This is a genomic window from Streptomyces sp., assembly GCF_031181555.1.
Taxonomy (GTDB): domain Bacteria; phylum Actinomycetota; class Actinomycetes; order Streptomycetales; family Streptomycetaceae; genus Streptomyces; species Streptomyces fimbriatus.
The window spans coordinates 90,951-102,972 of the sequence record NZ_JAPSKQ010000001.1 but is presented as its reverse complement, the minus strand read 5'-3'; the positions used below and the strand labels follow the sequence as shown (position 1 = coordinate 102,972).

Sequence of the window (12,022 nt, the reverse complement as noted above, 5' to 3'; positions counted from 1 at the left end):
CCGCCCCGTGGATCTCGTCACCGCTCTCGCCCGCGCCCGTTCCGCCGAGGAGCCCGGCCCCGACACGCCCGCCGGGCCCGCCGTCCCGCCCTGGCCGGGCCCGCCGCTCCCCGTGCCGGACGCCGGCCCCGGGGACCTGGACCTGGACCGGCTGCTGCGCCTGTCGCTGCTGGCCTCGGACCGTTCCGGGCGGCTGCGGCCCGCCGCGTCCGCGGGCGCCCTGCACCCGGTGGACGCCCGGCTCGTGGTGGGCGCCCGCTGCCCCCTGCCGCCCGGACGCTACGGCTACGACCCCCTGCGCCACCGCGTGCACCGCCTCGGCCCGCAGCCCCACGGCACGCCGCCGGGAGCGACCGTCGAGCTGACCGTCACCCCGCGGCGCACGCGCTCGCACTACGGCCACCGGGCCTGGCCGCTGCTCCTCCTCGACACCGGGCACGCGGCCGGGGCGCTGTGGCTCGCTGCCGAGGCGCTGGGCGCGGGCCCGGCCGTGCTCCGGCTCGACGGGCGCACCGAGACCCCCCTCGCCGCCGTGCACCTCCCGCCGCCCACGGGATCCCCCGTGCCCGGCACCGCGCCGCCGCCCCGGCGCAGCGCCCCGCCGCCCCTGCGCGGCACACCGCCCCGCGACGACCTGCGGGTGCTGCTCGGCACAGCCGTCGGGGCGAGCGCCGGTGAGCTCGCCTGGTGCGCGGCCGTCGGCCCGCCCGACCCCGGACTCCTCGAGGCGGCCCCCGACGGCACCCTGCGGCGCCTCGCGGCGGGGGAGGCCCGGCCCACGCTCGCCGTCTGGGCCGCCCGCCAGGCGTGGCTCGCCGAGGCGGGTGCCGTGCTGCTCGGCCGCGGCTGCCCGGTGGGGGCCGACGCCGCCCGCATCCGCCGGACCCATCTGCGCGCCGGATTCGCCGTCCAGCTGGCCCAGGTGGCCGCCGTCCGCCGGGGGCTGGCCGCACGGCCCGTCGGCTCCTGGCAGCAGGCCGACCTGGGCGCCGCGCTCGGCGCCCCGCCGGGCCGGGACCTCGTCGTCCACGGCCTGGCCCTCGGCACCACCACTGACGAGGAGAGGACCTCGTGATCGTCCACCCCGAACTGCGTCGCGCCGCAGGCCTCGCCCGGCGCCCGCTGCTCGCGGCCACCCTCCTGCAGGGCGCCGTCACCCTCACCCACCTCGCCCAGGCCGTCCTGCTGGCCGTCGCCCTCGCCGACGTCGCCCGGGGTGCCACGGACCGGCTGCCGGCGCTGCTCGGAGCGGTGCTCGGCGTCGTCGCCGCCCGCGCCCGGCTCGGCCACCGGCAGCGGCGTACGGCCACCCGCGCGGGAGCGACGGTCCGGGTGCGGCTGAGGGACGAACTCCTCGCCCACCTCGGACGGCTCGGCCCCGCGTATCTGACGACCGCGCGCGCCGGAGCCGTCCGCACCACCCTCGTCGACGGGGTCGAGGGCGTCGACGCCTACGTCTCCCGCTACCTGCCCCAGCTCCTGATCACCCTCGCCGTACCGCCCCTGCTGCTCGCCGCCCTCGCCCTCGTCGAACCGCTCGCCCTCCTCGGCCTGGTCCCCGCGCTGCTGCTCGCCCTCGTCGGGCCGCGCGCCTGGGACCGGCTGCTCGCCCGGCGCGGCAAGGAACACTGGGACACCTACGAGTCCCTGGGCGCCGACTACCTCGAAGCCCTCCAGGGCATGCCCGCGCTGCGCGCCGCCGGCGCCGTCGGCCGGACCCGGGAGCGGCTGGAGGAACGCTCGGCCCGTCTGCACCGGGCCACCGTCGCCAAGCTCCGCGTGTCACTCGTCGACACCGGGCTCACCGACCTGGCCATCCAGGGCGGCACCGTGGCCGCCGCCCTGCTCGCCTGCGCCTCGGCCGCCACCGGGTCCGCCACCGCGACGGGCACCTACCTGGTGCTGCTGCTCGCCGCCGAGTGCTTCCGGCCGGTCCGCGACCTGTCCCGCGAATGGCACGCCGGTTACCTGGGCGTCTCCGCCGCGGACGGCCTCGCGGCGCTGCGTACCGCACGGCCCGCGGTCGCCGACACGGGAACGGTCCCGGCCCGGTGGCCGTCACCGCCCCGGCTGCGGTTCGAGAACGTCGGGTTCCGTTACGACGGTGCCGACGGCGCCGCCCTGCGGGGGGTCGGCTTCACCGCCGAGGCGGGCCGCACCACCGCCGTCGTGGGCCCCTCCGGCGCCGGCAAGTCCACGCTGCTCGCGCTGCTGCTGCGCCACCACGAGCCGCAGTCCGGCCGGATCACCGTGGCCGGGCGCGACGTGGGCGAGTACACCCTCGACTCGCTGCGGCGCGGCATCGCGGTGGTCTCCCAGCACACCCACCTCTTCCACGCCACCATCGCCGACAACCTGCGCCTGGCCCGGCCGGACGCCACCGACGCCGACCTCGTACGGGCGGCCCGCACGGCCGGCATCCACGACGAGATCGCCGCCCTCCCCGACGGCTACGCCACCGTCCTCGGCGAACGCGGCGCCACCCTGTCCGGCGGCCAGCGCCAGCGGCTCGCCCTCGCCCGCGCCCTGCTCGCCGACGCCCCGGTGCTCGTCCTCGACGAGGCCACCAGCGCCGTCGACGAGCGCCGCGAGGCGGACATCGTGCGCGCGCTCCTCGACGCCGCGGGGGACCGCACCGTCCTGGTGGTCGCCCACCGCCTCGCCGCCGTCCGGCACGCCGACCGCATCGTCGTCCTCGACGACGGCCGCGTGGACGCCGTCGGCACCCACGCCGACCTCGTCGCCGCCGGGGGCGTCTACGCCGACCTGGTCCGGGCCGGTCACGCCCACGAAGGAGAACGCGCCGCATGACAGGCACCCCCACCACCGGCGCCGCGGACGCACCGGCGCCCGCCCGCGGCTCCCTGCGCGCCCTGCTGCCCGCACTGGCCGGACACCGGGTCATGATCGTCCGCACCTGCGCCGCCGCGCTGCTCGAACAGGGCTCGCTGGTCGCGCTGCTGACCCTGACCGCGCACACCGTCGGCACCGCCGTCATCGACGGCCGCGCCCCCGCGCCCCCGACCGTCGCCGCACTGGCCGCGCTGGTCCTGGTCCGCGCGTGGACGACCTGGCGGGAGATGGACCTCTCGCACGACCTCGCCTACCGGGTGCTGGCCGAACTGCGCGTGCGGATCTTCGACGGACTCGCCCGCAGCGCACCGGCCCGTGTGGCCGGCCGGCGCAGCGGGGACCTGGCCGCCACCGCCATGGCCGACGTGGAGGCGCTGGAGTTCTTCTACGCCCACACCACCGCCCAGCTCCTCGCCTCCGGCGTCGTGTTCGTCGCGGGTGCCGCGGTGCTGGCCGGGGTGGAGCCGTGGCTGCTGGCCGCCGCGCTGCCGGTCGCCGCACTGCTCGCCGTGGCGCCGTTCGCCGACGCCCGCGCCCGCGCGGCGCGCGGGGCGCGCACCCGGGCCGCCGCCGCACGGCTGTCGGCCGACACCGTCGAGACCGTGGACGGGCTGCCCGAGCTGCTGTCCTTCGGCGGGCTGGCCGAGCGGCGGGACCGGCTCGCCGCGCGCGGCCGGGAGGTGGGGGAGGCCCAGCGGGCCGAGGCCGCCTGGGAGGCCGTGGCGGCCGCCGTCCGGGACGCGCTCATCGTGCTGGCGGTGCTCGGCGTGGTGGCCGTCGCCGCCCACTCCGTGACCTCCGGCCGGCTGCACGGCGCGTGGGCGCCGGCGGCGATGGCGCTCGCCCTGTCGGTGCTCGGCCCGGTCGCCGAGTCCGCCCGGGCCCTGAGCCAGGCGGTCGGACTGCGCGCCGCCGCCGCCCGCGTCGACGCCGCCCTGAGCGCCCCCGCCCTCGCCCCGCCGCCCGCCGCACCCCGCGCCCTGCCCCCGGGCCCGCTGGGCGTACGCCTGCGCGGCGTGTGCTTCGACTACGGCGGACGGCCCGTCCTCGACCGGGTGGAGCTGACCATTCCGGCGGGGCGGACGCTCGCCCTGGTCGGTGCCTCCGGTGCCGGCAAGACCACCTGCGCCCATCTGCTGGCCAGGTTCTGGGACCCGGCCGCCGGAGCCGTCCAGCTCGTACCGGGCACCGGCGGCCCCGTCGACCTGCGCGACCTGCCGGACGCCGAGCTGCGCCGGGCCGTCGCCGTCGTCGGCCAGGACACCCCGCTCTTCCACGGCACCCTCGCCGAGAACCTCCGCCTGGCCGCTCCCGACGCGGACGACGGCCGGCTCCTCGCCGCGGCCCGGCTGTGCGGCATCGACCGGTTCGCCGCCCTGGACACCCCGGTCGCGGAGCGCGGCGCCACCCTCTCCGGGGGCCAGCGGGCACGGATCGCGCTCGCCCGCGCCCTGCTGGCCGAGCCCAGGGTGCTCGTCCTGGACGAGACGACCGCCCACCTGGACAACACCGGCGACGCGGAACTCGCCGGCGTGCTCGGCGGTGCCGGCCGGACGACGGTCGTCATCGCCCACCGCCCGGCCACCATCCGCCGCGCCGACCGCATCGCCGTCCTCGAGGCCGGCCGTATCGCGGAGGAGGGCACCTGGGAGGAGCTCACCGCCCGCCCCGACGGCGCGCTCACCCGGGTGCTCCGGCGGTAGCGGGGCCCCGGACCCGGACGGGGACCTCGCGCCCCGGCGGATCCCGGCCCTTGCGCCCAGACTGGAAGAGCAGGGCGGCAGCCCCGGCACCCCCGGGCCGCCGCGGACGCAGGCGGGCGCGGGCGCGCCCGGTGCCGGAGCCCGCCGCAGAGCAGAATGGGGTGAGGATCGGCATGAAGGGCTACGTCTTCCACGGCCCCGGGCAGTCCGCCTGGGAGGAGGTCCCCGACCCGGCCGTCGAGGAACCCACCGACGCGATCGTGCGGGTGGACGCCGTCACCATCTGCGGGACGGACCTGCACATCCTCAAGGGTGACGTTCCCGAGGTCCGCCCGGGCACCGTCCTGGGGCACGAGGCGGTCGGCGAGATCGTCGAGACCGGGGGCGACGTGCGCACCGTCCGCCCCGGGGACCGGGTGCTGGTCTCCTGCATCTCCGCCTGCGGGCGCTGCCGCTACTGCCGCGAGGGCGTGTACGGCCAGTGCCTGGACGGCGGGGGCTGGATCCTCGGTCACCTGATCGACGGCACCCAGGCCGAGTACGTCCGCGTGCCCTACGCCGACCTCTCGGTGCACCCACTGCCCGGCGCGCTCGCCGGCGAGGACGCCGTGCTGCTGGCCGACATCTTCCCCACCGCCTACGAGGTGGGCGTGCTCAACGGGCGGGTGCGTCCCGGTGACACCGTCGTCGTGGTCGGCGCCGGGCCGGTCGGGCTCGCCGCGATCGCCACCGCCCGGCTGTTCTCACCCGAGCGCGTCATCGCCGTGGACCTGGCCGCACCCCGGCTGGAGGCGGCCAAGACGTTCGGCGCCGAGGCCGTGGCCGACGCGAGCGAGGCCCCCGGGCAACTGGTCGAGGACCTCACCGGCGGACTCGGCGCGGACGTGGTCATCGAGGCGGTGGGCGTCCCGGAGACCTTCGAGATGTGCACCCGCATGGTGCGGCCCGGCGGACACCTGGCCAACGTCGGTGTGCACGGCGGCCCCGCCACGCTGCACCTCGAGGACCTGTGGAGCAGGAACGTCACCCTCACCACGGGGCTGGTCGACACCCGCTCCACGCCCACCCTGCTGCGGATGGCGGCCGCCGGCCGGCTGCCCACCGGGCAAATGGTCACCCACACCTTCCCGCTCGACCACATGCAGGAGGCGTACGACGTGTTCGGCAACGCCGCCGAGACCGGTGCGCTCAAGGTCGTCCTCGGCGTTCCGCAGCACGAGGTCGTCCCCGTGCACCCGACGGCCTGACGGGGCCGCCGCCGGCCCTCGCCGGACGGGCCCGCGCCGCGCCGTGGCACGGGCCGTTCGGCCCGTGCCGGTGAGGGTCCACCCTGGAGGAGTGACACCGTGGCCCCGGCGGCCCGGGGGCCGGCCGGTCCGCCGCGGCGTCCGGCGCGTGCGCGAGGAGGTGACGTCCCATGGCGAGGACGCACGGGACGAAGGTCCGCAGGGTGCGGCTGTGGCGCTGGCGGAGGAACCCGCTGCGGCGCCGCAGCGATCTGATCGAGGCCTGGGTCCTGCTCGCCACCCTCGTCCTGGCCCTGTCGGCCGCGGCGTTCGCCGGCCTGGCGACGGCCGCAGCCGTGGACGGGGCGCTCGCCGAGCGCCGGGACCGGATCCGCGCGGTCCCGGCCGTACTGACCCGGGACGCCGCCCACGCACCGCCCGCACCCGCCTCCGGGAACGAGGACGACAGCGTATGGGCCCCGGTGCGCTGGACCGCCCCGGACGGCACCGGCCGCACGGGCCGGGCGGAGGTCGAACCGGGGAACAAGGCGGGCACCGCGGTCACCGTGTGGACGGACCCCGAGGGCCGGCTCGTCTCCCCGCCACCCGGCGGAGCGGAGGCACGGTTCCAGATCGTCATGGCCGGTGTCACGATCGGCGGCGCCGCCGCGGGATCGGTGCTGCTCGGCGGACGGCTCGTCCGGAGCCGGCTGCAGCGGCGGCGTCTGGGGGAGTGGGAGGCCGAGTGGCGGCTGGTCGAGCCGTCGTGGCGGAAGCGGATGACGGGCTGAGGACGGGACCGCCGTCCCGTCGGCGCCCCCGTCGGCGGGGGGCGCCGACCTCCGGGCCGCGCGGGACGAGGACGGGCCGTCGCCGTGGCGACGGCCGCGGCCCCCGGCCGGAGGGCCGGGGGCCGCGCGGGTCCGGGTGCCGCACAGGGCCGGGGAACGCCGGGAGCGCCCCCTGGGGGCCTGGGGCCTGCGGGGCCAGGGGTCAGACCGCGCCACGCCAGGCGCCCGTCTCCTGCCCACGACGCTCGATGAACTCCTTGAACCGCTTCAGGTCCCCGGCGGCCTGCCGCTTGACGAAGCCGAGCTTGTCACCGGCGCTTTCGGCCACGCCCTGGGGGTCGAAGTCCATCTGCAGCATCACCTTGGTGGTGGTGTCCCGCAGACGGTGGAAGGTGACGACACCGGCCTGCTTCGCCTCGCCGTTCACCGTGGTCCACGCGACGCGCTCGTCCGGGATCTGCTCGGTGATCTCGGCGTCGAACTCCCGTTCCACGCCTCCGACCTTCGTCACCCAGTGGGTGAGCGTGTCGGTGCGCTGCTCGACGCGCTCCACGCCGGCCATGAACTCCGGGAAGCTCTCGAACTGGGTCCACTGGTTGTAAGCGGTCCGGACGGGGACGTCGACCTCGATCGATTCCTCCACCTGCGACATGGATCAGGTACCTCGCTTTCCGTTGGGGACGGAAGTGCGAGTACCGGATTTCGCGCCGATCAGTCATGGCGATCGCGCCGCGTCGGCCGTCCCCGCCCGGACCGTCAGCCGGCCGGCCCCGTCGCGTCGAGGCGGCAGTGCAGGAAGAGCTGGGGTTCCGGCCGGGCATCGGGATGGGTCGGGGTGAACATCACGCTCTCCTCCGACAGCACCGTCAGCCCCGCCCCGCGCACCAGGGCGGTGATGTCCTGGGCGGCGAAACTGGTGACCCGCACGGCCTGCCCCATGAACACACCGTCGAAGTCCTCGACGTCCAGCGGCACGGTGGCCAGCACGAGGAACCCGCCCGGCCGCAGCGCCCGGGCCAGCCGGCGGACGAGACCGGACTGCTCCTCCCGGGACATCTGGAGCAGCGCGAAGTACGCGCAGACCGCGTCGAACGCCGCGTCCCCGAGCGGCACCTCGCGGATGTCGGCGCACCGGAACTCGCCCTCGGGCACCTGACGGGAGGCGATCTCCACCATCACCGGGGACACGTCGACGCCCAGCACCCGGTGACCGGCCGCGGCGAGGACGGCGGCCGTGGGACGTCCCGTCCCGCTGCCCACGTCCAGCACCCTGCTGCCGGGTTCGAGCCGTTCCAGCAGCCACTCCAGCGACGCCCGGTGGGCCGCCGAGGCGGCGAACGCCTTCTCGTACTCGCTGCCCAGCGCGTCGAACACCACCGCTGCCGGTGACCTGCGATCCTCGTCGACCAAGACGCACCCCGTCTCCGCGTACCGATGCGGGGCATCGTGCCATCCCCGGTCCGCCGTCACAACAGAACGCCGTCCCCGGCGCCGGTCCCCGGTCCGGCTTGCGGGCGCGGGGACCGGCACGGCAGGGTCGGGGTGTGCCGACTCTGCTGATCGTCCATCACACGCCCTCGCCCCACTGCCAGGCGATGTTCGAAGCCGTCCTCTCCGGTGCCACGGCCCCGGAGATCGAGGGCGTCCGGGTGGTGCGGCGGGCGGCCCTGTCCGCCACCGCCACCGACGTCCTGGACGCCGACGGTTACCTCCTCGGCACCCCGGCCAACCTCGGCTACATGTCGGGCGCGCTCAAGCACTTCTTCGACCAGGTCTACTACCCCTGCCTGGACACCACCCGCGGCCGGCCCTTCGGTTTCTACGTGCACGGCGGGAACGACGTCACCGGGGCGGTGCGGGGCATCGACTCGATCACCACGGGCCTCGGCTGGCGCCGCGCCGCGGACCCCGTGACGGTCACCGGCGAACCCGGCGGGGCCGACGTCGAGCGGTGCTGGGAACTGGGCGCCACGCTCGCCGCCGGCCTCATGGAGTGAGTACGCGCGGGACCGTCAGGTCTCGTCCATCCGCCGCCGGTCCTGCTCGTCCCAGGCCCGGGTGTCGCGCGGCTGGGTGTACGGCTCGGCCTCGGGCGGATGGCCGCCGGCGATGGCCCGCTGCCGGGCGACCTCCGCGTCGAACTCCAGCCCCAGCAGGATCGCCAGGTTGGTGATCCACAGCCAGACCAGGAACACGATGACACCGGCCATCGTGCCGTACGTCTTGTTGTACGAGGCGAAGTTGGCCACGTAGAACGCGAACCCGGCGGAGGCGATCAGCCAGATCACCAGGGCCAGGAAGCTGCCCGGGGTGATCCAGCGGAACCCCCGGACCTTGGTGTTCGGAGCCGCCCAGTACAGCAGCGCGATCATGATCGTCACCAGCACGACCAGCAGCGGCCACTTGGCGAGGGACCACACCGTCATCGCGGTGTCGCCCAGGCCGAGCGCGTCGCCCGCCCGACGGGCGAGTCCTCCGGTGAAGACCACGATCAGCGCACTGACCACGGCCAGCACCATCAGCACGACGGTCATGCCGACCCGCACCGGCAGCACCTTCCACACCGGGCGCCCCTCGGGCATGTCGTAGACCGCGTTCGCCGAGCGGATGAACGCCGCCACATAGCCGGAGGCCGACCAGACGGCCAGGGCCAGGCCGACGATCGCCATGACCGAGCCGACACCCGAGTTGCCCTGCAGCTGCTCGACCGCCCGGGTGATGATGTCGCGGGCCGCCCCGGGGGCGAGCTGCTGGAGGTTCTCCATCACCCTGTCCGTGGCCGACTTGCCGGCGATGCCCAGCAACGACACCAGCACCAGCAGCGCCGGGAACAGCGACAGCACGCCGTAGTACGTGAGCGCGGCGGCCCGGTCGGTCAGCTCGTCGTCCTTGAACTCGCGCAGACTGCCCTTCAGCGCCGCGCCCCACGACCGCTTCGGCAGCTCGGTCGGCGAGTCCGGCGCCGCCCGCTCCACCTCGTCGTTCGGTCCGGGTTCCTCCGCCGTGCGCTCGGACCGGGGCCCCGGGTCGGGCTCGTTCGTCGCGGACTTGCCGTCGGGCCGGCCGTTCCGCCCAGGGATATGCAGCTTCATGGCCGCCGGGTAACCAGGGAACGGCGCGTTAAGCCACGGACACGGGCGGGCTCCGGCCGCAGGTGTGGGAGCGCTCCCATGATGGGCAGGATCCCGGACATGACCGTGTCTCCCCTGATCCGCCCGTACCGCCCCGAGGACCGGCCGGCCCTCGACGGCATCTGCATCCGCACCGCGCACAACGGCGGGGACAGCCGCCCCTTCTACCGTGACCCCGGCATCTTCCCCGTCGTCTTCGCGGCCCCCTACGTCCACCTCGAGCCGGAGCTGGCCTTCGTCCTGGACGACGGTCGGGGCCGGGCGGTCGGTTACGTCCTCGGCACCGCCGACACGCCCCGCTTCGCCGAGGCCTTCCGCGCCCGGTGGCTGCCCCTGGTCGCCGACCGCCACCCCGAGCCGTCCGGACCGCCGGGCACCCCGGACGAGTCGATGGCCCGGCTGCTGCACCACCCCGAGCGGATGGTCGTCCCGGAACTGGCCGCCTATCCGGCGCACCTGCACATCGACCTGCTGCCCGAGTGGCAGGGGCGCGGGTACGGCCGGGAGCTGATGCGGACGTTCCTCACGGCCCTGCGGGACGGGGGAGTGCCGTCCGTCCACCTGGTCATGGTGACCGCCAACCGGCCCGCCAGGGCCTTCTACGACCGCATGGGCTTCCACGAGATCGACGCGCCGCTGGACGATTCCGTCACCTGCCTCGGGCGTACGACGCTGGACGCCGACCGGCTCTGACGGACCGGCGCCGGCCGGCTCCGGCGGACCGGGCCCGGCCGGCTCCGCGGGCCGGTACCGGCGGACCGGCATCCGTCGTCGAACGAATCGAACGCGCCACGACCCGCGCGGAAGTGGCGCGAACGAGCATTGCCGCTTCCGCTTCGGGAGGCGCAGCCTGTGCCCTGGGAGCGCTCCCATGTCTCCTGTGATCCACCCGCCCCACACCCCCACATCGGAGAGAAGGTCACCATGACTTGGCATGGTCATGAGGTATTAACCCTCCGGTCCCGGCTGACGCTCGCCCTGAGCGTCGTCGTCGCGGCCCTCCTCTGCCTGATCCCCTGGAGCGGCACCGCCGTCGCCCACGGCTCGGTGATCGACCCGGCGTCCCGCAACTACGGCTGCTGGCAGCGCTGGGGGAGCGACTTCCAGAACCCGGCCATGGCACAGGAAGACCCCATGTGCTGGCAGGCGTGGCAGGACAACCCCAACGCCATGTGGAACTGGAACGGCCTCTACCGCAACGGCTCCGGCGGTAACTTCCGGGCCGTCGTCCCCGACGGTCAGCTGTGCAGCGGCGGGCGCACCGAGGGCGGGCGCTACAACTCCCTGGACGCGGTGGGCCCCTGGAAGACGACGGACGTGAGCAACAACTTCACCGTGAAGCTCTACGACCAGGCCAGCCACGGCGCGGACTACTTCCTGGTCTACGTCACCCGGCAGGGCTTCAACCCCGCCACCCAGCCGCTGACCTGGAACGACCTGCAGCTCGTGGCCCGCACCGGCAAGTACGCCCCCAGCCAGAACTACTCGATTCCGGTGAGCACGTCAGGGCTCAGCGGCCGGCATGTCGTCTACACGATCTGGCAGGCCTCGCACATGGACCAGACGTACTTCCTGTGCAGTGACGTGAACTTCCGCTGAGGCGCCGGCCGTCGGGCCGGCCCCCCTCGAAGTCCCCGCCGGACGCGCACGGTCCGGCGGGGACTTGCGGCCCGGCCGGCCTCCGGTCACCGGATTCCGTGAGAAATCCGTGCGGCGGTTGAACACACGGCGGTCCCCCTGCGTACGGGGCGTGGGAATTCCCTGCCGACCCCCGCGACGCAAGCGTAGGAGTACTGCCTTGGCACGCAACACACGCAGACGCCCCAGAGGCCCACAACGCGCGACCTTCGCCGCGGTCGCGCTGATCCTGGGCGGAGGGGGGTTGGTGGCGGCCAACGTCTACGCCTCCGCGACGGAGGACGACGCCTCCGCCGGAGGAACCGGCCAGGCTCGGGTTCTCGGTGCCGCCACCGTCGACTGCCCGGACGTGACGGCCCGCCTGACGTCGGTCCCCGAGGAGGCGCGGCCCGACGTCGACAAGGAGCTCGCCGCCCTGGACGAGCAGATCGCCCAGGCCTACCAGCGTCTCGGGGAATCGGCCCGGACCGCGCAGCAGGACTCCGGGACCGCGGACGAGGAGATCCTCGACCCGCTCGAACAGGAGCGCTCCGCGACCCTCGAACGCATCGCGGCCGCCGTCGACCGGGTGGGCGACCGCCCCGCGGACCTCGACGAGCTCGCCGCCTGCACCGTGCGTGACTCCGGCAACGCGTCCCCCCGGCCCGGCGACGGCCAGGAGGGCGACGGCCAGGAGGGCG

General features: G+C 75.5%; 11 protein-coding genes and 1 pseudogene. 9 read left to right on the top strand and 3 right to left on the bottom strand.

The window, feature by feature from the left end:
* The first annotated feature begins 7 nt into the window (after window positions 1-7).
* The 5 genes from RIM90_RS00460 (at window position 8) to RIM90_RS00440 (ending at window position 6,573) form a co-directional block, all read left to right on the top strand.
* Entirely contained in the window at window positions 8-1,075 is a 1,068-nt protein-coding gene (locus tag RIM90_RS00460) for a SagB/ThcOx family dehydrogenase (protein ID WP_309058453.1), read from the top strand.
* The gene (locus RIM90_RS00455) at window positions 1,072-2,811 is read left to right on the top strand and encodes an ABC transporter ATP-binding protein (RefSeq protein ID WP_309058452.1); all 1,740 of its coding nucleotides are present in this window, start codon (window positions 1,072-1,074) and stop codon (window positions 2,809-2,811) included. Before RIM90_RS00460 ends, RIM90_RS00455 begins: the two co-directional genes overlap by 4 nt.
* A complete protein-coding gene (locus RIM90_RS00450; protein WP_309058451.1) occupies window positions 2,808-4,556 on the top strand; it encodes an ABC transporter ATP-binding protein in 1,749 nt (582 codons plus the stop codon). The genes RIM90_RS00455 and RIM90_RS00450 overlap by 4 nt, the downstream gene beginning before the upstream one ends.
* A 173-nt stretch (window positions 4,557-4,729) precedes the next feature.
* Window positions 4,730-5,803, top strand: a complete 1,074-nt coding sequence (locus tag RIM90_RS00445; RefSeq protein WP_309058474.1) for a zinc-dependent alcohol dehydrogenase family protein — start codon at window positions 4,730-4,732, stop codon at window positions 5,801-5,803.
* Window positions 5,804-5,973: 170 nt separating this feature from the next.
* On the top strand, window positions 5,974-6,573 hold the full coding sequence (locus tag RIM90_RS00440) for a hypothetical protein (RefSeq protein ID WP_309058450.1): 600 nt from the start codon (window positions 5,974-5,976) through the stop codon (window positions 6,571-6,573).
* 202 nt (window positions 6,574-6,775) lie between these two features.
* Here the strand turns inward: RIM90_RS00440 and RIM90_RS00435 are convergent, their stop codons facing one another.
* Window positions 6,776-7,225 carry an SRPBCC family protein gene (locus RIM90_RS00435; protein ID WP_309058449.1) on the bottom strand — a complete coding sequence of 150 codons (450 nt, stop codon included), beginning with the start codon at window positions 7,223-7,225 and terminating at the stop codon, window positions 6,776-6,778.
* Window positions 7,226-7,329: 104 nt separating this feature from the next.
* Window positions 7,330-7,983, bottom strand: a complete 654-nt coding sequence (locus RIM90_RS00430) for a class I SAM-dependent methyltransferase (protein ID WP_309058448.1) — start codon at window positions 7,981-7,983, stop codon at window positions 7,330-7,332.
* A gap of 134 nt (window positions 7,984-8,117) precedes the next feature.
* Here RIM90_RS00430 and RIM90_RS00425 point away from each other — a divergent pair, with 134 nt between their 5' ends.
* Entirely contained in the window at window positions 8,118-8,570 is a 453-nt protein-coding gene (locus RIM90_RS00425) for an NAD(P)H-dependent oxidoreductase (RefSeq protein WP_309058447.1), read from the top strand.
* Window positions 8,571-8,585: 15 nt separating this feature from the next.
* Here RIM90_RS00425 and RIM90_RS00420 read toward each other — a convergent pair whose 3' ends face one another.
* On the bottom strand, window positions 8,586-9,665 hold the full coding sequence (locus RIM90_RS00420) for a YihY/virulence factor BrkB family protein (RefSeq protein WP_309058446.1): 1,080 nt from the start codon (window positions 9,663-9,665) through the stop codon (window positions 8,586-8,588).
* A 99-nt stretch (window positions 9,666-9,764) separates the two neighbouring features.
* Between RIM90_RS00420 and RIM90_RS00415 the strand changes: the two genes are divergently transcribed.
* The 3 genes and pseudogenes from RIM90_RS00415 to RIM90_RS00405 all read left to right on the top strand — a co-directional run.
* Entirely contained in the window at window positions 9,765-10,397 is a 633-nt protein-coding gene (locus tag RIM90_RS00415) for a GNAT family N-acetyltransferase (protein WP_309058445.1), read from the top strand.
* Between the two features lie 231 nt (window positions 10,398-10,628).
* A complete protein-coding gene (locus RIM90_RS00410) occupies window positions 10,629-11,303 on the top strand; it encodes a lytic polysaccharide monooxygenase (RefSeq protein ID WP_309058444.1) in 675 nt (224 codons plus the stop codon).
* Between the two features lie 199 nt (window positions 11,304-11,502).
* A pseudogene (locus RIM90_RS00405) lies at window positions 11,503-12,022 on the top strand (hypothetical protein); the annotation flags it as partial.

Bases quoted from the DNA above. Each gene is read 5' to 3' on its own strand.
- RIM90_RS00450 (WP_309058451.1), top strand. From the start codon at position 2,808: ATGACAGGCACCCCCACCACCGGCGCCGCGGACGCACCGGCGCCCGCC.
- RIM90_RS00445 (WP_309058474.1), top strand. From the start codon at position 4,730: ATGAAGGGCTACGTCTTCCACGGCCCCGGGCAGTCCGCCTGGGAGGAG.
- RIM90_RS00440 (WP_309058450.1), top strand. From the start codon at position 5,974: ATGGCGAGGACGCACGGGACGAAGGTCCGCAGGGTGCGGCTGTGGCGC.
- RIM90_RS00435 (WP_309058449.1), bottom strand. From the start codon at position 7,225: ATGTCGCAGGTGGAGGAATCGATCGAGGTCGACGTCCCCGTCCGGACC.
- RIM90_RS00420 (WP_309058446.1), bottom strand. From the start codon at position 9,665: ATGAAGCTGCATATCCCTGGGCGGAACGGCCGGCCCGACGGCAAGTCC.
- RIM90_RS00415 (WP_309058445.1), top strand. From the start codon at position 9,765: ATGACCGTGTCTCCCCTGATCCGCCCGTACCGCCCCGAGGACCGGCCG.
- RIM90_RS00410 (WP_309058444.1), top strand. From the start codon at position 10,629: ATGACTTGGCATGGTCATGAGGTATTAACCCTCCGGTCCCGGCTGACG.